The sequence below is a fragment of the Legionella pneumophila subsp. pascullei genome, from assembly GCF_900637585.1.
GTDB lineage: Bacteria > Pseudomonadota > Gammaproteobacteria > Legionellales > Legionellaceae > Legionella > Legionella pascullei.
Genome location: NZ_LR134380.1, coordinates 2,702,697 through 2,724,953, shown reverse-complemented (window position 1 = coordinate 2,724,953; position 22,257 = coordinate 2,702,697). Strand labels below are relative to the sequence as shown.

Sequence of the window (22,257 nt, the reverse complement as noted above, 5' to 3'; positions counted from 1 at the left end):
ATCCTCATCTCATAAAGGTTCGGACTTCATATCCTGGTTCGAACCAAAAGTTCCTGTGAATGTCTGGGAATGGTTTATTTAAAGAAATCAGGAATAATCTGTTTGCCTAAAATGGATCCAAAACGATAGCCACTGTCATGATAATCATGCCCAAGCCATACCAGTTGATCAATTTCATTCGCAGGTTTAGGAACACGGTCCAGAGTGACAATATAAGTACGCATCACCAACCATTTTTCCTCATAGATTGCCTTGTCTTCAAATTGTTTATAAAACTGAAATGACGTGATATCGGAGTCAAGTTCTTCTTTGATTTCTCGACGCAGAGTTTCTTCATCGGTTTCATTTTCCTCCATAACGCCGCCTGGAACAATGAGTTCCATGGATGGTTTTCCTTTTTTATGTACGGCAAGTAACTGATTTTTTTCATTAAAAATAAGTGCACCGATTTTAAATATTGTGTTTAATGTGCGCATTTAGAGATCACTCCATAAACATGGGTTAGTACGTCAAAAGCGGGATTACTGATCACGTCTTGAGATATAAAAGTTTGTTTACATTGTAGGCAAATCCTGTGATTATGTGCAGAAACAGCCCAAATCCCCTGATCAAACTGTTCCTTACCACAATGAGGACAATACACGGTTGCCAGGCGCAATGCCAAATTGGGTAATGCCAATTGGATCTGCAGAACTCGAATCATTTCAATATCCAGTTTGTAACCAGCTAAAGAAACAATACCATAAGTATTATCTATAACCCTTTTGTCATTGTCATTGTAAGCATGAATATGGATGGCACTTTCTTCCAGTCTTTTAGCTGTCCAAATAATTGATGGATTAGAGCCCCAAATTTGAATGCCGCCACTGTACCGTTCAGGATCAATTGCAATGGTGCGGTTGGGGATAACAGCAGGCCTTTTGACCTGCTTATCTCCTATTAATTCTTTAAATAGCATAATTGGATTGCTGATACAGTCTGTGGATGTCGTAGTTATTTCACCACAATGATTACATTGATGCTGGCGTGATGGGCATACGGCAGCATAGCCAATGGAAGTAATGGGTTGAGAGCAGTGCAGGCATACTAATGAGATGATATTGATATCAAAGATGGCGGACATGCTGAAATGAACAGCTGCTTCCTCTGTGATTGTGAAAATACGATTTGCAGCGATAACAGTGACACGGTCATAGGTTGCGTCTATCACCTTTTTAGATGAATCAGCGAGACGTGCGTGAACATGTACTCCTCGATCAAAGCCTTGGTTTGAAGTGTCAAAAAGAGCAGGTAACGCGCCCCAAATTGCAACCCCTCCCGGGTAGTCATCAAGGTTGAGTGTCAGATTTTTGGTATAGGATGATGTTTGAGTTCGTGTCGTCGCCATAGGATACCTCGTATTAAAAACGAAAGTATCCCTCGACCAAAATTATGTCTTTGTATCCAGCACCGGAGGAATCAAGACTTGCTGAAGACCATAACTTTATAGGCAATGTCATTGTATCGTTACTATTTATTCTTTACAAGTAACGCTATCTGAATCATTTCCTGGTTGTTTATAGGCGTGAATGATAAGTATCACATAATCAATCTATGCGAAATAAAAAACGCCTTGGTGTATCTAATGTTTTCTATATGTATTACTATAACTCAGATTTTTGGCCTTTTGTTTTGGATGGTTTATGTTTGGTGAATTATTTGCAAGTTCAATCGTGTTAGGTATTCGTTATTACTCAAATCAGGCGTATCAGGCTGTAACAGGTCTTTTGGGGCAAATAGAACGATTTGGTATTGGCTATACCAGAGAATTTATTAGTGATCCTAAATCGATGATCCAGTCATTAACTTCCAAAGCACGCAGCGGTGAAGCAGGGTATAGTGTTGTCAGTTTGGGATATTTGGGGGGAAACTATGCAGTCATTACACCAAAATCACAATCTCAACTGACTGAATTATTGAATCAATTTGACCAGGAAAAATCTGGTCGAAGAGGGCATGCTTCCTTTAAATTTTTTTCTGGTAATGATTTCTTTATTATTTCAGATACTGGACATGCTGCTTTGTCATCGCGAAAGAACCTGTCTCGTTTTCTTGTACCCTCCAGACTGGTTAATCCCACTATTACAGAAGTAGAAAAACGTGTTGATGGTGATGCAGATATCCAACTTCGACATACAATCTGTGGAATTGTTCGTGCGGTGATGGTCGAAAATATGCTGGGCATCAAGCAATTACCAGACAATACCTACGATGTGATGGCATCTTATAGAAATGACGTAAAGAGATGGGGGGCATTTTCTTTTCCTGAATTACTCAATTTTATGCCGAGTTTGAGACAAAAACGTGATGTGTATCGAGCTTTTTCAAAAAGTATTTTGGAGCAAGAGTTTGAAAAACTGGTTGAAATACTTCATACCGATCCTAATCCTGGAAACACTAATTTAATTGCGGCTTCTGTTGTTAGTTTATTTAAAGATGAAAACCCGACTCTTTCCAATGAAGAACTGCTCTCTGCCTTAAGGTCTTTATCCAGTGAAGACATTAGAAAATATTTTGAAAATCCTATAGTTCAATCACTTCCGATGATATTAAAAGCAGCAGACAACCTCACCGACGCCATTGTTTTGTGTCTGGAGCAAATCGCATCAGATCCGGACAAATTTGCTATGCTTCATGATGAAATGGACAGGTCGCCTTTGAGAATCGAAGAAGGAATAGATATAAGAACTCTTAAATCTTTACCGGTGTTAGATGCCTTTTATAAGGAATCAGTGCGGTTTGACGCGCCTGTAGCGGTGCCAAGATATACTCAAAATGGCTATTCATCGGATTCAATGATTATACCACCCCATACCATGATAATATTTGATTTGCATGCTTTAGCTAAAGGTGAACAATACTGGACTAATCCTGATGAGTTTGACCCTACCCGTTTCTTACATAAGGACATAGAACAAGTTGCTGAAGAAGGGGGTATGAGCAGTAACAATAAAAGTCATACCGTAGGTCAGTTCCCTTTTATTCCCTTTTCAGTAGGCCTGCGCAATTGCCCGGCATTTGCAGTGACCGAATCGTTATTTAAAGTAACGATTGCCAAGTTTGTTGCAGATTACCAACTTCAATTGGTTAAAAAAGGTGAGGATGATTCAATATTACACATTACTTCCAGAGATAAATCTCTTGGACTAATGCAATAACATTAGAGACAACAATAGCTTCATCCCAGGTAATGCTGCCTGTTTGGTGGTGTTACCGTCTGGTAAGCATCTGGATATTTTCAAATTTCTTATACTAATATTAGGAGAGAACGATTGCCGAGAGGATAACATGGCGATTCCTTTTAAACGCATTAACTTAAATCTCATATTACATCTGGATGCTTTACTCAGTGAAAAAAGCGTGAGCGCTGCTGCAGAGAAAGTGTTTGTCAGTCAACCAGCCATGAGTTCCTCTTTAAAACAACTAAGAGAGTTATTTAAAGACCCGCTATTAATTCCTGGTAAAGGGGAATATTTTCTTTCTCCTAAAGCTAAAGAGTTGCAGCCACAATTAGAACAAGTGATGTTTTTTATAAGAAATATCTTGCAACCCAGTGAAAGATTTGATCCCCTCCAAACTAAAAGATCATTTAAAATTGCCTTACCTGATTACGTTGAATTAATTTTGTTGCCTTCCCTGATGTTGATTCTTGAAAAACTGCCTCATATTGTGGTTGAAACAACCATTGAGGCGATGGCTGATGATCCTCACATGTTTATCGATGATAATGTAGATCTAGCCATCGGGGCTATTAATGAAAACTCTCTATCAGCACAACTTAAAGTTAAAAAATTGTATGAGGAGGAAATTATTTGTTTTGCGAGCAAGAATAATCCACTCATAAACAAGCCGCTGTCTTTAAAAGATTATATAAGCAATAAACATATTGCATTTAGTTTTAATCAAGAACGCTACAGTCACTCCGCTGAGTATCTGTATAAAAGAAAGCTGGTACGTAATGACATGCTTTTTGTAAAAAATATCTTGCCCGCTATTTTTGCCGTAGCTAATTCAGATGCGGTGATTTCCACTGCTCCAAGTTTTTTAATTAATATATTTGCCGAGCAATTTAATCTGGGAATGCAACCTTTACCCTTCGAACTGGAACCAACACCCATTTACCTTGTAACCCACAGTAAGAGTCAGTATGATGAGGGTGTCGCCTGGTTAGCCAAACTGGTTAGTTCATGCATTAAAAGTCCTTCCTGAATCATAGGTATCAATCGTAGAGACCTCTGGTTTTTCTGTCTCCTTCTTAATCTCAACCGGTTCATCCTGAATGGACGAATCAGGAGAGCTATCAGACCTGCATGAGGATGATTTAATACCCAGCCGAGTAGTTTTCCCTCCTAATTCAGCCCAGTTTCTGGCAAAGCCCCATTTTGCAAAAAAGTAGCTGGTTGCCTGTTCCATTCGCATTGTCGAAGGAATAATTTGTTCAGCAAGAATATGTCCATTATGCGAGTTAGCGAAGAATATCACGGCATTTTTTTTATCCTTGTCCTGCAAGTCGATTATGACCCAGGCTCTATAATCATTCATATCTCCTGAATGGTAGGCTGTGATAGCTTTTCCTTCATCATTCGTTTGTAGTCCCCAGCCTAAGCCCCATGCAACACGTTGCAAAATAGTATCGGGTATGTTGCCTTTGGCTATTCCGATTGCTCCTGCCAACCCCTTATCTTTTGTCATGTAAGTGTGGGGAACAAAGGGATTCTCAATCGTACTGTCATGGAGTAGGTGTTTGACGAAATTGGCATAATCTCCTGCTGTAGTCCATAGAGAATTGGCTGCGCATGGTTTGGGCCCATAAGTGCTATGAACCATACCGCAAGGTTGAAACACATGTTTTTGGGCCAGTGTTTCAAGATCTGAACCAGTCAGTTTTTCAATCACTTGTTGTAAATAAATAATTCCAACATTCGAATACCCATGTTCTTTTTCTTGAGAGTTGGGTAGGAACTGAAATTTCATTTCCCCATGAGCCAGTCCGCTCGTATGCGATAACACCATCCTGGCGGTTAGTGCTTTAGAATGATCAACGACAGATTCATCAGACAGGTCAAATTTCATGCCGTCAATATTGAATTCTTCCAGGGGGATAATGTGGAAAAGGGGAGTATCCAAATCAAAATGCTTTAATTTTTCAGGCAGAATAAATTGATCAAAACCCGCTTGAGATGTATTACTTGCATTGGCTTGTACTAATTTTTGTACTAGATAAGCAAAGACCGGTTTGCTTAGGGACGCTGCGCCAAAACCGGTGTCTGGCTTCACTTCGGTTGGTGGCATGCGACCTGTTAGAGTTGCAATGAATTCATGTTCATCGCCATCAGCTAATTGATAGGTTTCGGTGCATTTTGCATGCAACATTTCATAGGCTATTTTATTTGCCTCTGTTAACGCAATTTTCTGAACCATTTTTGCTGCCTGGTCAACATAATAAAGTTCCTTGTTAAATGCAATGACCGTGTTTTTAGTTCCGATACCCAATTCATTTTTAGATCCAAGAACCAACTCCTGAAATGGGCACTGGGTGGGATCTTTTGACATTTTGACAAGGCCACATCCATCTGTAAATCCTATCTCCTGGGTGGAAATGATTCCTTGATTATTGATATAAGCAATGGATACACCCGGGATCTGGGCTTTTTTCATGGTATCTTTTAAAAGAAGTTCTTCTATTTTCATGTAAGACATAAGTTCACTCATAAAAACAATTTGGCCATAAATTATACTTTGGGTATTAACGTGTTTGATTTATTCAAAAATTTTTTTCGCAAAAATATCGTAAAAACCCGTTAATACCCCGGTTTTTGCTGCATTGCTACAACATAATACAGACGATTAATTAACCCTTACTTCATCGCTTTTTTAACTTATTCACAAAAGCAATAGAAGAAAGCTTCAAGACCATCAATCAGAGAGGTTTGCAGGTTTGAATGCTTTCCTTTAACTCATCAGGAATATTCAAGTCATCAATGTTTGTTTGATGTCTTTTGGCAAAAAGAATGCATTGATTTAACAAGGACGGCGCATCAGCTTTTCCAGAGAGTTCTCTAATGAGATTAGCGATTGTTATGGACTGTGACGGGTGAAGTTCTTTGCCATAATAATCGACCAGGATGATCTTTTGTATATTAGGGAATACAGCACCTAAAGCTTGGCGCTGTTCTTTGGACATTCTCTTGACATTTTCATGGTTTAAATAAACAGTTTGAACATGTTTTAATGAATCCTTAAGGAGTACCAAATTTTCAAGGGATAGTTCATGCAAGTAATTAAGGCATAAATTAAGTGAAACCACATGCTTTGGGATAGAAGAAAAGGCATGTGCTAGTTCAGCACAGCTTCTTAAGCCTATAAAATTCCAGCTTAAATTCAGTGAAGTCATGCCAGCAAGAATAGCAGCAGAGGCTTGAGTTAAACCTGGATTACGGTATAGAGCATTCCAACTTAAATCTAATGAAGTCAAATTGGTAGGGATAGCCGCAAAGATTTGTGCTAATTCTGCGCCACTTTTGCTACTTAAATCATTCTGACTTAAATCCAGTGCAATGACGCTGGCAGGGATAGTGGACAAGAATTGTACCAATTCAGAACTGCTTTTACTGCCTAAATCATTACCACTCAAATTCAATGAAGTGACGCTGGCCGGTATATTGGAAAAGGCTTTCGCTAATTCTGAGCTACTTTTACTACTTAAATCATTCCAACCTAAATGCAGTGCAGTGATGCTGATAGGGATAATCGCAAGGATTTGTGCCAATTCAGTGCCGTTTTTATACCCCAAGTAATTTCCACTCAGATTCAGTGACGTGACACTGGCAGGGATGGTGGCCACGAGTTGTAGCAATTCAGCACCGCTTTTAAAGCCTAAATCATTACCACTCAAATTCAATGAAGTAATGTTGGCAGGGATGGCTGCCAAGATTTGTACTAATTCATCACTGCTTTTAAAGCCTAAATCATTACCACTCAAATTCAATGAAGTAATGTTGGCAGGGATGGCTGCCAAGATTTGTACTAATTCATCACTGCTTTTAAAGCCTAAATCATTACCACTCAAATTCAGTGAAGTGACATTGGCAGGGATGGTTGCCAAGATTTGTACTAATTCATCATTGCTTTTATGGCCTAAGTAATTTCCTCTCAAATTCAGTGAAGTGACGCTGGCAGGTATATTAGCAAAGGCTTGCATTAATTCAACAGTGTTTATACTGTCTAGGTTATTCCAACTTAAATCAAGGGAAGTAACGCCATGAGGAATAGAGGTAAATTCTTGCACCAGGTTGTTGCATCTGGGTAATATTAGCTTGTAATTCATTATGAAAATCTCCCAAACAATAGATTTGTATTTAGTCATTATGGGCATAATATCAACCGATTAATTTAAATTAAAATCAATTGTTTTTATATTGTGTATATGAATTTCTTATAGATGCTGGGTTAAATTGAGTTTGCTTTACTGAAAAACAGATTAGAAATTGAAGGTTTATAAATCGATATTTCCTGTTTGACACGATGTGTCAAACAGGTTTATTCATTCACAAGACCAATAGCAGGAAGCCTCAAAGCCATTAATCAGTAAGGATTGAAAGTTAGAATGCTTTCCTTTAACTCTTGAGGGATATTCAAATCTTCAATGTTTGTTTGATGCTTTTTGGCAAAAAGAATGCTTTGATTTAACAAGGATGGCGCATCTGCCTTTCCGGAAAGTTCTCTGATGAGGTTAGAGATCGTGATAGAATATGACGGATGAATTTCTTTGCCACTCATATCAATCAAGATAATTTTTTGTACATTGGGGAATACAGAACCTAGTGCCTGACGTTCTTCTTTGGACATGTTCTTGACAGTATCATAGCCTAAATAAACAGTTTGCAGATACTTTAATGAGTCCTTAAGGAGCACCAAATTTTCAAGGGATAGTTCATGCAAGTAATTAAGGCATAAATTAAGTGAAACCACATGCTTTGGGATAGAAGAAAAGGTGTGTACTAATTCATCAGCGCTTTTATAGCCTAAATCATTCCGACGTAAATCCAGTGAAGTGACGCTGGCAGGTATATTAGCAAAGGCTTGCATTAATTCAACAGTGTTTATACTGTCTAGGTTATTCCAACTTAAATCAAGGGAAGTCACGCCATGAGGAATAGAGGTAAATTCTTGTACCAGGTTGCTGCCTGGGGGTAATATTAGCTTGTAATTCATTATGAAAATCTCCTAAACAATAGATTTGTCTTTAATCACTGTGAACATGATATCAACTGATTGATTTAAATTAAAATCAATTGTTTATATATTGTATATATAAATTTCTTATAGATGCTGGGTTAAATTGAATTTGCTTTACTGAAAAACAGGTTAGAAATGGATGGTTTATAAATCGATATTTCCTGTTTGACACGATGTGTCAAACAGGTATCAGTGTTTTTCATTCACAAGACCAATATCAGGAAGCCTCAAGGCCATTAATCAGTAAGGATTAAAAGTTAGAATGCTTTCCTTTAACTCATCAGGAATATTCAAGTCATCAATGTTTGTTTGATGTCTTTTGGCAAAAAGAATGCATTGATTTAACAAGGATGGCGCATCAGCTTTTCCAGAGAGTTCTCTAATGAGATTAGCGATTGTTATGGACTGTGACGGGTGAAGTTCTTTGCCATAATAATCGACCAGGATGACCTTTTGTATATTAGGGAATACAGCACCTAAAGCTTGGCGCTGTTCTTTGGACATTCTCTTGACATTTTCATGGTTTAAATAAACAGTTTGAACATGTTTTAATGAATCCTTAAGGAGTACCAAATTTTCAAGGGATAGTTCATGCAAGTAATTAAGGCATAAATTAAGTGAAACCACATGCTTTGGGATGGAAGAAAAGGCATGTGCTAGTTCAGCACAGCTTCTTAAGCCTATAAAATTCCTACTTAAATTTAGTGAACTCTTGCTGGCAGGAATAGCAGCAGAGGCTTGAGTTAAACCTGAATTACGGTATAGAGCATTCCAACTTAAATCTAATGAAGTCAAATTGGTAGGGATAGCCGCAAAGATTTGTGCTAATTCTGCGCCACTTTTGTTACTTAAATCATTCCGACTTAAATCCAGTGCAATGACGCTGGCAGGGATAGTGGACAAGAATTGTGCCAATTCAGAACTGCTTTTACTGCCTAAATCATTACCACTCAAATTCAATGAAGTGACGCTGGCCGGTATATTGGAAAAGGCTTTCGCTAATTCTGAGCTACTTTTACTACTTAAATCATTCCAACCTAAATGCAGTGCAGTGATGCTGATAGGGATAATCGCAAGGATTTGTGCCAATTCAGTGCCGTTTTTATGCCCCAAGTAATTTCCACTCAGATTCAGTGATGTGACACTGGCAGGGATGGCTGCCAAGATTTGTACTAATTCATCACTGCTTTTAAAGCCAAAGGAATTTCCACTCAAATTCAGTGAAGTGACATTGGCAGGTATATTGGAAAAGGTTTCCGCTAATTCTGAGCTACTTTTACTACTTAAATCATTCTGACTTAAATCCAGTGCAATGACGCTGCTAGGGATAGCAGCAGGGATTTGTGTCAATTCAGGGCTGTTTTTATTGCCTAAAGCATTTCCACTCAAATTCAGTGAAGTGATGTCGCCGGGGACGGCTGCCAAGATTCGTACTAATTCATCACTGTTTTTAAAGCATAAGTAATTTCCACTCAAATTCAATGAAGTGATGTTGCCAGGGATGGTTGCCAGGATTTGTACTAATTCATCAGTACTTTTATAGCCTAAATCATTCCGACGTAAATCCAGTGAAGTGACGCTGGCAGGTATATTAGCAAAGGCTTGCATTAATTCAACAGTGTTTATACTGTCTAGGTTATTCCAACTTAAATCAAGGGAAGTCACGCCATGAGGAATAGAGGTAAATTCTTGTACCAGGTTGCTGCCTGGGGGTAATATTAGCTTGTAATTCATTATGAAAATCTCCCAAACAATAGATTTGTCTTTAATCATTATGAATACAATATCAACCGATTAATTTAAATTAAAATCAATTGTTTGTATATTGTGTATACAAATTTCTTATAGGAGAGGAGTTAAAGTAGATTTGTTCTATTGAAAATCCAGTTAGAAATTGAAAGTGCGCTAGGGAAAATTTGATCGGCTAGCCCGATCAAGTATTAAAGGTTATTTCTGGTAGAGAAGTCTATTTTACAAGCAACCTTTTCTAGTCTAAATATTAATTACCAAGGATTAATATTGGACAGCCATGAAAAAATGGATTATCAGTTTGTTGCTGTTAATAGTCATCGTCTTATGCTCCTACCCTATCATTGGGATGATGGCCTTAAGCACGGTGAAAAAAAACGTCGATAATATTCCCAGGAATCCCTTCCTGACTTGGCAATTAAAAGATAATCACCGTGGATGGTTCTGCTCCACTGGCGTTTTGAATTTACTTGTTAATTTGCCAGCTCAAGAAAATAAAGACGCACAGGGTAATGTTAAAGTGCAGCCGGCGCTTCATTTGAGTCTGGATTTCCCAATGGTCATACACCATGGCCCTGTCATCATGACCAATAATGGCTTGCGTTTTGGGCTAGCATGGGTCACAACCAAGCCGGAAACCCATTATGGTGCTTTGATCAACTATTTAAATCAAACCATTGTCAGCTATAGTTTGCCCTCAATTAATATGCAGGGCACAAACAACGGTGATCAAGGCAACTTTGTTTTTGTCTGGCAAGGCTTAAGTGCAAAGCTCAAAGTCAATCCCAGGATTGATAAGGCCTCTGGTCATGTGACTATGCATGGTATGAGTACGAAAGTTCAAGAAACCGATGTTAGGATTGGTAAAGTCAAAGTCAATTTTGCATTGAATCGCTACATGGACGATTTATGGCTTGGTGATTCATCTATCCTGCTGTCTTCTGTTTCTACCATCACTAATTCACAGCCGGTGTTTGATTTGCAAAATCTGAGTGTGGATGCCTGGGCTGGAGTCAACAACAATTTACTGGATTTTAATTTGCAATTATCCCTGAAGAAATTTCTAATGAACAATAACAGCTATGGCCCTGGCCAATTAAAAATCAAGGTTAAGAATCTGGATCCCCAGGCGATGGCTAAACTTAATCAATTGAACTATGACTATCCTTCCAATCAAATCGCGATCCTGGCTGAAATTTTTAACCTGCTTTCCAAAGGCGCGACACTCAATCTGAATCAGGAGCTGGATACACCACAGGGGCATTTGTCCAGTTCGTTGAACCTGGTCCTAGCCAGGAGTTCATTCAGCACACCTGAAGATCTTTTGCAAAATCTGAAGGGGAATGGCCAGTTTAAAGCGCCAATGAAACTGGTCAAGCAGCTATTATTTGAATCAATCAAATCAAAAGCAACTACACCACCAGCTGATATGTCTCAATCTCAGGCTACAGAGCCTGATTCCGCCCAGCCTGTTGATGCCGACGCCCATAAGCAAACGGAAGAACTTTTGCAAAAATTGGTGAGTAAAGGCATCTTAAAGGTTGAAGGCGATTACTATCACGCTTCTTTTACTCTGGAAAACACCAAATTCACAGTGAATGGGCAGCCATTTGATCCAGCGTTATTAAATTAGATCTGCGGTTGGGCAATCAGCTCAACCTGCGCTGATGCGATAATAATCTATCTCAATCACAAGAAAATCCGGGTGATGAAAACTGTGGTAGAATAAGCACTTAATTTTTTGCCCACTGCATAGTGAATCATGATTATCGGAAGACCTGAAAACTGGAAGCTAATCGGGTATACATTGGATGTGACTCCTCATGGCATTAATAAACAATTACAAAGAGCCAGTTCATGAGTGATTTTAAGTTTCAACCTCTGGGTATCAATGATTTAAATCAGCTCCATCAATGGTTTCAGGAGCCAATTATTAATCACTGGTATGCGAGAGATAAATACTGGTCAATCAAGGAAATCAAAGAAAAATATGAGCCAAGAATTTTAGGGGCAGAGTATGTGCCTAGTTTCATTGTATACAAAGATGACTTGCCTTTTGGGTTCATTCAATTTTACATACTCACAGACTCTTTACCTGATGGAATTGAGGGGTATGAAAGTCTTCTTTTTCAACAATACAATCCCAGGGATTTAGCTGGAATCGATTTGTTTATTGCCAAAAGCCAGGGGCGAGGCAAAGGGTTAGGAGTGGAACTCATTAATTGTTTTATTAATAAATTTCTGACTCGTTTCAAAGCCATTGTTATTGACCCTAATATTAATAACCAACAAGCCATTCGTTGTTATGAGAAAGCAGGCTTTCAGCGAACAGATTTCAGCCAGGATCCAAATGATCTCATCATGATAAAACCTTTGCCATTGATTACAGGGAATTAATTATGAGCTTATTGAAAATAGATCGTTGTTCTGGGAATTTAGTAAGGATTTTAAATGATAAAATCATTTCGATTCACAATTTTTTTATTTCTTACAAGTTGTTTTATTCTCGCACGGGATCTACAAGCTTTTCCCACTCCACCGGAGTCCAATCAGGATAAACTGGCTTATTTTCAGTTGGAGGCAGAAACCTTTTACTCTCCCAAACCGGTGACTATTGAAGGAAATCCTTATCTCACGTATGAGGTTTTTCTTACCAATGTGGGTGACTATCCCTTTTCTTTGGAAAACGTTGATGTATTAAATGGCAGAAAACCTCGTAAAGTTCTTTTTTCTTATAATCAAGAACAACTGCAAAAGATGATTTACTCTTTTGGTGGTCATTTCAAGCATTTCCAATCAGGCTTGACTCTGAAGCCGGGTGAGCGTGGTTTGTTATTTTTTATGGTGAAATTCGGTAATCCTAGTGAAGTCCCTGGAAAATTAACGCATCGTTTTCATCTTTACTCATTGAAACCCCATATATCTGAAGAGGATGTCAGGTATTCTTTCCTGGCTGCTCCTGTTCATGTAAAAACTACTCAGCCCCTGGTGATTGCCAATCCTTTGGATGGAAAGCATTGGATGGCAATTAACGGTCCATCCAATAGTTCTTTACATCGCCGTGCAAGAGTTGCGGCCCATGGGATTGTTTATTACCCAGAGCGATATGCTATTGATTTTATGCAGTTCGGGTCTGATGGTCATATTTATAAAGAAAACCCATATAAAAATGAAAATTATTACAGTTATGGCGCGAATATTTACTCCGTTGCGGATGGTAAAGTGGTCGATGTTTACGATGGTGTTCCTGATAATACTCCACCTGGGCGTGATTATCCTGTTACACTAAGTAATATGGCCGGCAATTATGTGATTATTGAAATTGCAAAAAACCAATATGCTCTTTACGCCCACTTAATTCCTCATAGTATTAAGGTCACTAAGGGCGAGTTCGTTCGTAAGAATCAATTAATTGCAAAATTAGGTAATTCAGGGAATTCTGACGCACCGCATTTGCATTTTCATGTGATTGATAAACCCTCGCCTTTAATTGGCCAAGGCATACCCTATGTGTTTGCAAATTTCTCCACAGAAGAATATCGATTTGCTGGTGATGATTGGGAGTCCCCTATTATCTATGAGGGGAGGTTAAGAGAGCATTTTCATGAACTGGTTCATGAAAATGCTTTGATGAACTTTGCAGAAAAATAATCGCATATTAGACGATAAAAAATCGAGTGATATAGGCAAACGCTTTATACACGAAGTATAAAATGACCTCTTGGCAAATTGATGCTCATAACATGGAATGCCCCATAGTCTATAATATTAGGGAATGTGAGTTATGGATAAGGATTATATAAGAAGCAGTCCATATCCTGCGTCCGTTTGGGCTGAGGAGATGCGTAAGCATCGTCTTGAAGCTTTGGCACGATTAAAATCCATACAAGGCTTCGAGACGGCATAAATGCCTCCTCAGCCCGAACGATACAAGTTAATGACTTATCTTAATCCATAACTCACGTTAGGTACGTTATTGTCTCTATGGAATTCTAAAGATTACCTATTTTGGGGAGTGCAAGATGAAAACAGGACGTTTTGATCAAGCCAGGGCGGATGCGTTTGCCGAGCGTCTTTTATCCGTTCTCAATGATGCCGCATTGACGTTGATGGTATCCATTGGGCATCGAACTGGTCTGTTTGATGTCATGGACAAGCTTGATTTTGCGAGCAGTGAAGTCATTGCTCAGGCGGCTGGCTGTAATGAGCGTTATGTCAGGGAATGGCTCAATGCTCTCGTGGTCGGAGGCATTGTAGATTATGATGCGCGCGCAAAAACCTATCAATTACCTGCTGAACATGCTTCTTTCCTGACCAGAAAATCTTCACCACAGAACATGGCAGTGATAGCTCAATTTATTCCTGTTCTGGCCTATGTGGAAAATGGCATAGTAGACGCTTTTAAACACGGTGGTGGTGTTCCTTATGAGGCTTATCATCGTTTTCATGAGGTAATGGCCGAAGAGAGTGCACAAACAATTTTATCATCCTTGACCGACAAAATTTTGCCTATGGTTGATGGCCTGGTTGATAAACTGCACCAGGGAATTCAGGTGCTTGATATCGGTTGTGGCTATGGGCGTGCCTTGATATTAATGGCGAAAACGTATCCTCAAAGCCAATTTACCGGTTATGATCTTTGTGAAGAAACCATTGCTCATGCTTTACACTCAGCCAAGGAAAATCAAATACACAATATCCATTTTGAAAAAATGGATTTGTCGGTCTGGAATGAGCAGGAGAAATATGATCTTGTTACCAGCTTTGACGTGATTCATGACCAGGCCAAGCCAGCGCAAGTACTGGGTAATGTATTCAAAGCGTTAAAGCCTGAAGGTATTTTCCTGATGCAGGATATAAAAACCTCAAGTGACGTGTCAGGGAATGTTCATCATCCTCTGGGGGCGTTTATTTACACTATCTCCTGTATGCATTGCATGACAGTGTCTTTGTCTCAAAATGGCTTAGGTCTTGGTGCGGCCTGGGGAGAGGAACTTGCCGAAAAAATGCTGGCAGAGGCTGGGTTTGGAAAAATTGAAAAGCATTATCTGGAACATGACATCATGAATACCTACTATGTGATGCGTAAATAAAATCAGCAGATCATACAAGAGGTCTAATGCAATTAGGGTGCTTTTCTTTTGAGGTAACATTTGCTCTTGACAGTGGAAAAACCAATTAACAGTCATCTGTTAATTGGTTAAGAAGGATGTCTTGTTAATCAAGCATACATCGTTTGCCGGATTTCATTAAACCGGGCGTCATCTTTCTCTTTCATTTTTTCAATGGTTTGTAACTCCTCTTGCTCCTGTTCCTGTTGAGCTTTGAGTTTCATGAGTTCAATCATATTTTGCGTTTTTAATTCTTGCAAAATAGCGGCTAATAAAATGTCTGTGGTTGTCTCCAGGCTGATCTCTTGAGTGGGTTGTTTTCCTTCCTGTGGTTTTTTTGTTTCCAGTGTTCTTGATGAGGGGGTTATTTGCTGTTGACTAAAAAAAAGTGGTGATCCCGAATTGGTATAAGTTTGCTTGGTTTGATTATCTCCATCTTTGAGGTGAGTGTTTTTCGCTTTGTTACTCATGGTGATCTCCTTTTCCTTGTGAGTCCTATTCAGATTAATGCAAATCTTGAGTTAAATGCAAATGTTTTTTTCAATATTTATAAATTTTATGTCTTTATCGCTAATATAGATCATTAAGATCAGGTTATGCTCCATATTTTCTATTAATCTTTCAATAGTTAATAAAAAGAACATTAGTTCCTCAGAGGTGGTCTTCGTATCCGGCTTGAATATAAGAGACAATTCTCAATAATTGATGACACTTCGAGATTTTCCTGGAATTATTCTATACTTACATAAGTAAAATGACAGGTTATCATATGAAACATAGAAGATCTGAAACTCAAGACATTGATGATGCCATCATAAAGACTCTAAACAAATTATTAGAGATCGAATTGGCGGGTGTTGTGCGTTATACCCACTATTCCTTTATGGTCTTTGGATTTAATCGTATCCCGATCTGTAAATGGATGCGCGATCAGGCTCAAGAAAGTTTGAACCACGCTCATTTAATCGGTGAACTTATTACCCATTTTTCCTATCATCCTACGCTTAAAATTGGTAAGTTATTAGAGACCCATGAGCATAATATTAGTAATATTTTAGAAGAGTCACTTGAGCATGAAAGGCAAAGCCTGGATTTGTATTATCAACTATTACAATATTCAGAAAATAAATCGGTGTTAGTTGAAGAATTTGCAAGACAAATGATTCAAGAAGAAGAAATGCATCTTGGCGAAATATCTAAAATGCTTAATTCCCACGCAACTTTCAAAGATTAACAAGAGTTGTTTTCTCTTATCGATATATTCCAAAACCTGTTTGACTCAGAAGAGTCAAACAGGTTTTGGTGTCTTTTAATTTATTGACAAAAGCAAACAAAAGTCGCTCAATACTATCAATCAGCGAGAGTTGAAAGTTCGAATACTCTCTTCTAATTCCTTAGGGATCATCTTGTTATCACTACCTTTTTGATGTTTTTGGGCAAAAAGAATGCATTGATTTAACAAGGATGGAGCATCTGCCTTTCCAGAAACTTCTCTAATGAGGTTAGAAATTGTTATAGACGGTTGAATTTCATGATCATAATCATCCACCAAAATGATTTTTTGCACATTGGGAAATACAGCACCCAGTGCTTTTCGTTGTTCTTTGGACATTTCTTTGACACTATAAAAGCTCAAGTAAACAGTTTGCACATGCTTTAACGAATCCTTAAGGAGTACTAACTTTTCAAAGGATATTTCATTCAAGGAGTTAAAGCTCAAATTAAGTGACACCACCTGAGGAGGAATACTGGTAAAAATTTGTGATAAGTCATTGCTGCTTTCCAGGTCGAAATAATTCATTCCTAAATCGAGTGAAGTCACACTGGCAGGGATAGCCGTAAGGGCCTGTGCCAGCTCAGCACCATGGATATTGCCCATGCCATTACAAGACAAATAAAGCGAAGTTACATTGGTTGGGATAGCAGCAAAGGCTTGTGCTAATTCAGCACCACTTTTTCTGTCGAGATTATTAGAGCTTAAATTGAGAGAAGTTACATGGACAGGGATGGCGGCCAGGAGTTGTGCCAATTCAGCACCGTTTTTATCGCATAAGTGATTGTGAGTCAAATCTAACGAATTAACGCTGTCAGGTATATTGGTAAAGGCTTGAATTAATTCAGCATTGCTTATGCTGCCTAATTCATTCAAACTCAAATCAAGCGAGGTGATGCCATGAGGTATAGAGAGAAACTCTTGCCTCAGGTTGCTTCTTCTGGTTAATACTAATTCGTAAAGCATTATGAAAATCTCCCAATTAATGGATTATTGTTTATTCATAATGCTTATAATATATGTTTATTGAATACAATTAAAATAAATTGTTTATATGTTGTGTATAAAAACTTCTTATGCAGGCTGTACTAAAGCGAGTTTGATTTGGTGAAATCGGATTTAAACCTCTACTGCGTAGAAGATAGGAATTACTTCTGAAAATAGTAAAAAATATTGACTAATTAAGAAATCATGTGCACGATTGTTGTTCAAAAACAAGGGGGTGTTCACGATGCCGAATTCAAGAGTACAAATCTGGTTACAAAGACAAATTGCCGCAAGAACTTTTCCTCCCAATAGAGAAGACTGGTATGTCAAAAATGGGTTCGGTAATTCAGAGATGTCATTAGAAGAGCGTTTTGCCTGTTTTGTAGAAGCAATACGTCAAGTGGATTCTCCATACCATGAACAATTATCCGGTATTGAATTTGAGCGCTTTGAAGTAGAAGTGACCTTGGCCAACCAAACAACATGTAGGACAGAGGTGATAGGTTTTAAGAATAATTCCAATCAATCAAGCTCCACACCTAATGAGAAGTTCAAGTCGGTTGGAAAGGGAAAACATGTGATTTACTTCACTGGAATTGGAACGCAATACCAAGATTGCCTGATTGATATAGCAAAAGCTGTGCAAATAACGGGAGCACATTATTACGCTTTTGAATACCCGGGCATGAAAAAACTGGGAGGTGAAGTATTGGAAGCCAATGATATGGTTAACACTGGAATAGCATTGGCCAATACCTTGCTTGAAAAAGGCATATCAATTGATGATATCCTTTTTCAAGGTGACTCCTTTGGTGCAGCGGTAGCAAAAAAAGTCAGTGATCAATTCAAACTGCAATCCAATGTCACAGTAAGATGCATTATGAATAATACCTTTTCCTCCTTTCAAGCCGCTGTCGAAGGTAATCTGGGGGCATTCTCCACTCTGCGTTATACAGTTCGTCCTCTGCTTCGTTACACAGGTTGGGATATTCGCCCAGGAGATGGCTATGGTCAGGATACTCCTTACCAAATTCATATCAACCATACCGGAGATCTTACCTTAGGGGCAGGGCATGCAACGCTTGCAGAAAGCGTTGAATCCAATTCTCAGCTTGAACATTTCATTGATCCCTGTCCTGAAGACTACCGTATTAAAAGAGACACCTATAAGCAGTGGCATTGGGCTTCACTAAGCGTACAAGGAATAACATTTCTCGAGACAAAATATGGCAGAAACAGTGATGGTCAATTGGATACGCATCTGGCCGATTTATATTTGCTAAAGTATGATACGGGTCTGGGGGTTTATGAATCATTTATTTGTAAATATCTCGAAGACAGTAATGACTATATTGCAAGCCACCCGCAAACACTTTCTCTTGACGAATTGCCTAGGCCTCTTGAGTCTGAAACAGTTTCACTAAGACAATTGATTGTGTCTGTGTTACCATCAAGGCCTAGTATAGCTGGTTTCTTTAGTCGTACTCCACCGGTTAGAGATGAGGTGGATTCAGAGAAACAAGAGCAGAAATCAATTGAGTTAAAGTAGGCTGTATCACTTACCCGTAAAATAAAAACAACAGATTGGATATGGATAAAAGGATTATTGCGGCAGCCTCTTTTGGTACTTTGTTTGAAATGTACGACTATGCCATTTATGGGTTTATGGCGCCTATTTTGGCGCCGCTTTTTTTTCCCACTACCGATAAACACACTGCTCTCATCGCAACATTTGGTATTTTTGCTGCGGGTTTTCTTGTTCGACCATTCTCCGCTTATTGGTTAGGGAATCTGGGTGACCAAATTGGCCGCAAAAAAACATTGACTATGACTCTTATGGTCATGACTTTTTCATCAAGCTTTATTGGTTTATTACCCACTTATCAAGAGGCGGGCATTATTGCACCAATGTTACTCACGCTGTGTCGATTGACCCAAGGGATTTCTGTAGCTGGGGAAATGACCTTAGCCAGTATCTATATCTATGAAAATGTGAGCATGCGTCACAAAGGTTTAGCTGTCAGCTTTGTCACTTTGGGTTCTATTTGTGGGTTGTTGTTTGCAATAATAGTAAGCAAAATAACCATGATATTTTTCTCCAAACAGCATGTCGATTTCTTCTGGCGCTTCCCATTTTTAATAGGAATATTTGTCGGTTTTGTCGGACTTTATTTACGAAGTCAAACCAGGGAATTAACCGATTTTGCAAAAGGAGTTGCCAAAAAACAAGCTCATCCAATACTAAATGCCTGGCGCTATCGGAAAAAAGCAATAGCTGCTATTTTTCTTTTGGCAATTTATTGTAATAGTAGCTTCTATACCTTCTTTGTTTATATGCCTTCCTATCTGCAACAGCAGGAATTATCATTAACTGCAGCGATGGATGTCATTATTATAGGAATGTTTTTTTATAGCATAGGGTTATTAATGTCAGGGTTTACTTCTGATATTCTAGGCAGGCGCTTCCCTTTGGCGGTCAGTTTAATTGCAACTCTATGCAGTGTTTTAGTAATAAATTATTTAATTAATACAGGTACATTATTGCAGATTATTATCGCCTGCAGTGTGTTGGCAATTATTATTTCTTTTTTTATTGGAAGCGCATTTACCGCCAGTCTTGAACAATTACCACAAGAAGAACGGGCCAGTGGCTTTACTTTATTTTTTAACTTAGGCAATTCTTTATTTGGGGGCACAGCACCACTCATTATTTTGCTATTAAGTTATGCTTTCATCCATTTTGCATTTTCTATTTATTTGATGGTGATGGCTTTGTTGACCCTTCCTGCCCTATGGTTGATTCAAGAAAAAGGCACGAATTAATTTATTAGTTTATGGTACGAAAAACAGTGATCTAACACAAAAATGTGCCCAGTTTGGTTGTGTAAAATATATTTATCCTGACTGCGGACATACGGAAGTTGGTCTCACCTTATAAAAAATTTCTATTTATGAAAAAAATAGTTTCCAAAATTGTGGATTCTCAAGCCAATTGGTTTGCCAGATACTGCACCAGTTTTTATTTCTCCGGAAGAAATGCAAAACCTGAAAAGGATTTGCAATTTAATACATAACAAAAAACAGTTTTTCAGCTCGGTAAAAGCAAGTTACTGCGGACCAACGAATGCTGAAAAAAAGTGGTATCAACCCTGATATACGAAATCAATCTCTAAGGTGCGAAAAAATCTCGCTATATCAGATAGCCCTCTGTTTTTAAAAATTTCAAATCCACCAGATAAAAGAAGTTAAAGGCACTTCAGTGTTTTCTCATGGGTAATTAATTTTGAGATCAAAGTATTCAGAAATTTTTTGCCAATTATCAAGAAGTGGTTGAGAGCTAATGTATTGAAGTAATAAATATAACAATTTTCAAAGAGAAACAAATGAAGAGAAATAATAAAATAAATAATCAGGATGCAGATCAAAAATCCAGACAATATATTTATGTGGAAAAAAAAGAGATAGGCGGTATTGATACAGAAATTATTACCGAATCTCACTACCCTATTCCTTGGGATTCATCTTCAGAAAGACCACTTGATTATTATGAAAAACAATCAAAAACTATCACCTACTATAAAGAAGATGTTGATCTAGATAATAATCCAGTTCTCAAAAGAATCGAAATAGAAATACCTATAGTTGAAGAAGGTGAAAACAGACACCGAACAATTAAAGTAAAGGTTGATGGAAAGCTCATAATTTTTCAAGATGATAGCATTCTGGATATGGATAAAAGTTTTAATATCCGTGATGTTAATTTGTTAGTGCATATGGTTCTTAATAATTTTCATCCCAAGAGTAAGTCAACCCGTTTGCAAACAATCACTCCCTTTATTCATCTACCTGGAACTGGTGGAGATAAGGATTATGAATTTAATCAAAAAAACAATGGAGATATTAGTAAAATTCTTCTGCCATATGTCCAGGAAATGTGTTCATTAAAAAATAGTTGTGTGGTTAGGGAACTACTAATCCCAGTGGCAACAAAAGGGGGGCCTCATCACTGGAATTTGTGTATGCTATCTATTGATGAAAATAATATTCCTGCACTTTATTATATTGAATCAGAAAACTTATTAGTTTCATTTCATTACTACACTTATATGTATTACATGGAAGATTATAAAATGCATATCCTTCCACAGGTCAATGAGTTATTGGCTAAGTTTCACTATCCAGCAATTGATAAAGTCAATTTTTCTCAAGCGAAACAATTTAGCCAAGAGGGTTGTGGTATTGCAATGGGCCTTAATATGCAAAAAATACTGGAAGAAAATTATCCTCAGGTTATTTGTCATTCCAATACACAGAGACAAGAGGTTCCGAGTCTTGCAGAAATAGGACGTTTATCAAGTAATGTGAGTATTGAAGAGGATGCTTTAATGCGAGTAGAGCTTGCATTTAAAATACAAGCGCGCGCATCCATTATTACAGAGCGCGCTCTTGATGCAAAGATGGTAGAAAAAAAGAGCCTGGTTTGCAGTGAAATTTTAAGTGATTCACGTAGTTTAAATGTAAAGGCTAAAGAAGCATTTGGTTTTTTTCAATCAGCACAACCTGAAATATCAACTGAAATGCATTCGACTGTGGCACAAAACAAAGACAATGAAGAAGCATCTCCCATTGATATAAATGCTGAAGCATCTCGTTTGTGCTGAGACATAATATAATTAGACTTCTTGCATGATCTAATCATTTTGTTTTAGGGTAAGGTGCAAACGCTTTGAGGAGTGGAGTTTGCACGCAGTAAATGAGTATTGCAGAAAGGTCTGCAACGCAGCGATCAATAAAACGAAAGAGGCAGGTTAAGCAAGTAAGGTCTAATACAAACCATCTTAAACGTCCGCTTTTGAAAAT

Annotated in this window: 18 protein-coding genes; 10 read left to right on the top strand and 8 right to left on the bottom strand. The window is 38.1% G+C overall.

The window, feature by feature from the left end:
* Positions 1 to 74 precede the first annotated feature (74 nt).
* Together EL201_RS12225 and EL201_RS12220 are read right to left on the bottom strand one after the other, a co-directional pair.
* Positions 75 to 476: an NUDIX domain-containing protein gene (locus EL201_RS12225; protein ID WP_027222512.1), complete on the bottom strand. Its 402-nt coding sequence runs from the start codon at positions 474 to 476 to the stop codon at positions 75 to 77.
* The gene (locus EL201_RS12220) at positions 464 to 1,387 is read right to left on the bottom strand and encodes a hypothetical protein (protein WP_027222511.1); all 924 of its coding nucleotides are present in this window, start codon (positions 1,385 to 1,387) and stop codon (positions 464 to 466) included. The genes EL201_RS12225 and EL201_RS12220 overlap by 13 nt, the downstream gene beginning before the upstream one ends.
* A 295-nt stretch (positions 1,388 to 1,682) precedes the next feature.
* Here EL201_RS12220 and EL201_RS12215 point away from each other — a divergent pair, with 295 nt between their 5' ends.
* Together EL201_RS12215 and lelA are read left to right on the top strand one after the other, a co-directional pair.
* Positions 1,683 to 3,197, top strand: a complete 1,515-nt coding sequence (locus tag EL201_RS12215; RefSeq protein ID WP_027222510.1) for a cytochrome P450 — start codon at positions 1,683 to 1,685, stop codon at positions 3,195 to 3,197.
* 130 nt (positions 3,198 to 3,327) lie between these two features.
* Entirely contained in the window at positions 3,328 to 4,248 is a 921-nt protein-coding gene (gene lelA / locus EL201_RS12210) for a LysR family transcriptional regulator LelA (RefSeq protein WP_027222509.1), read from the top strand.
* Here the strand turns inward: lelA and EL201_RS12205 are convergent.
* The 4 genes from EL201_RS12205 to EL201_RS15930 form a co-directional block, all read right to left on the bottom strand.
* Positions 4,225 to 5,739: a serine hydrolase domain-containing protein gene (locus EL201_RS12205; protein ID WP_027222508.1), complete on the bottom strand. Its 1,515-nt coding sequence runs from the start codon at positions 5,737 to 5,739 to the stop codon at positions 4,225 to 4,227. The genes lelA and EL201_RS12205 overlap by 24 nt on opposite strands.
* 220 nt (positions 5,740 to 5,959) lie before the next feature.
* Entirely contained in the window at positions 5,960 to 7,366 is a 1,407-nt protein-coding gene (locus tag EL201_RS15935; protein ID WP_027222507.1) for a leucine-rich repeat domain-containing protein, read from the bottom strand.
* 257 nt (positions 7,367 to 7,623) lie between these two features.
* On the bottom strand, positions 7,624 to 8,253 hold the full coding sequence (locus EL201_RS12195; RefSeq protein WP_061773167.1) for a leucine-rich repeat domain-containing protein: 630 nt from the start codon (positions 8,251 to 8,253) through the stop codon (positions 7,624 to 7,626).
* 264 nt (positions 8,254 to 8,517) lie between these two features.
* Entirely contained in the window at positions 8,518 to 10,011 is a 1,494-nt protein-coding gene (locus EL201_RS15930; protein ID WP_269460720.1) for a leucine-rich repeat domain-containing protein, read from the bottom strand.
* Between the two features lie 295 nt (positions 10,012 to 10,306).
* On the opposite strand from EL201_RS15930, the gene EL201_RS12185 reads away from it, so the two are divergent.
* The 4 genes from EL201_RS12185 to EL201_RS12170 all read left to right on the top strand — a co-directional run bounded on the left by EL201_RS12185 (position 10,307) and on the right by EL201_RS12170 (position 15,119).
* The gene (locus EL201_RS12185; RefSeq protein ID WP_027222506.1) at positions 10,307 to 11,659 is read left to right on the top strand and encodes a YdgA family protein; all 1,353 of its coding nucleotides are present in this window, start codon (positions 10,307 to 10,309) and stop codon (positions 11,657 to 11,659) included.
* A gap of 224 nt (positions 11,660 to 11,883) precedes the next feature.
* A complete protein-coding gene (locus EL201_RS12180; RefSeq protein WP_027222505.1) occupies positions 11,884 to 12,423 on the top strand; it encodes a GNAT family N-acetyltransferase in 540 nt (179 codons plus the stop codon).
* Positions 12,424 to 12,477: 54 nt separating this feature from the next.
* Positions 12,478 to 13,677 carry a M23 family metallopeptidase gene (locus EL201_RS12175; protein ID WP_027222504.1) on the top strand — a complete coding sequence of 400 codons (1,200 nt, stop codon included), beginning with the start codon at positions 12,478 to 12,480 and terminating at the stop codon, positions 13,675 to 13,677.
* A 371-nt stretch (positions 13,678 to 14,048) separates the two neighbouring features.
* Positions 14,049 to 15,119, top strand: coding sequence for a class I SAM-dependent methyltransferase (locus tag EL201_RS12170; protein WP_027222503.1), 1,071 nt, complete (start codon positions 14,049 to 14,051; stop codon positions 15,117 to 15,119).
* A gap of 128 nt (positions 15,120 to 15,247) precedes the next feature.
* On the opposite strand, the gene EL201_RS12165 is transcribed toward EL201_RS12170, so the two are convergent.
* Positions 15,248 to 15,607 carry a hypothetical protein gene (locus EL201_RS12165; protein WP_027222502.1) on the bottom strand — a complete coding sequence of 120 codons (360 nt, stop codon included), beginning with the start codon at positions 15,605 to 15,607 and terminating at the stop codon, positions 15,248 to 15,250.
* Between the two features lie 299 nt (positions 15,608 to 15,906).
* On the opposite strand from EL201_RS12165, the gene EL201_RS12160 reads away from it, so the two are divergent.
* Positions 15,907 to 16,371 carry a ferritin-like domain-containing protein gene (locus EL201_RS12160; RefSeq protein WP_027222501.1) on the top strand — a complete coding sequence of 155 codons (465 nt, stop codon included), beginning with the start codon at positions 15,907 to 15,909 and terminating at the stop codon, positions 16,369 to 16,371.
* Between the two features lie 120 nt (positions 16,372 to 16,491).
* Here the strand turns inward: EL201_RS12160 and EL201_RS12155 are convergent, their stop codons facing one another.
* The gene (locus EL201_RS12155; RefSeq protein WP_027222500.1) at positions 16,492 to 17,376 is read right to left on the bottom strand and encodes a leucine-rich repeat domain-containing protein; all 885 of its coding nucleotides are present in this window, start codon (positions 17,374 to 17,376) and stop codon (positions 16,492 to 16,494) included.
* 265 nt (positions 17,377 to 17,641) lie between these two features.
* On the opposite strand from EL201_RS12155, the gene sdbB reads away from it, so the two are divergent.
* The 3 genes from sdbB (at position 17,642) to EL201_RS12135 (ending at position 22,058) form a co-directional block, all read left to right on the top strand.
* On the top strand, positions 17,642 to 18,946 hold the full coding sequence (gene sdbB, locus EL201_RS12150) for a Dot/Icm T4SS effector alpha/beta hydrolase (protein ID WP_027222499.1): 1,305 nt from the start codon (positions 17,642 to 17,644) through the stop codon (positions 18,944 to 18,946).
* A gap of 41 nt (positions 18,947 to 18,987) precedes the next feature.
* Positions 18,988 to 20,220 carry an MFS transporter gene (locus tag EL201_RS12145; RefSeq protein WP_027222498.1) on the top strand — a complete coding sequence of 411 codons (1,233 nt, stop codon included), beginning with the start codon at positions 18,988 to 18,990 and terminating at the stop codon, positions 20,218 to 20,220.
* A gap of 560 nt (positions 20,221 to 20,780) precedes the next feature.
* Positions 20,781 to 22,058 carry a hypothetical protein gene (locus EL201_RS12135; protein ID WP_027222497.1) on the top strand — a complete coding sequence of 426 codons (1,278 nt, stop codon included), beginning with the start codon at positions 20,781 to 20,783 and terminating at the stop codon, positions 22,056 to 22,058.
* The last annotated feature ends 199 nt before the right edge of the window (positions 22,059 to 22,257 follow it).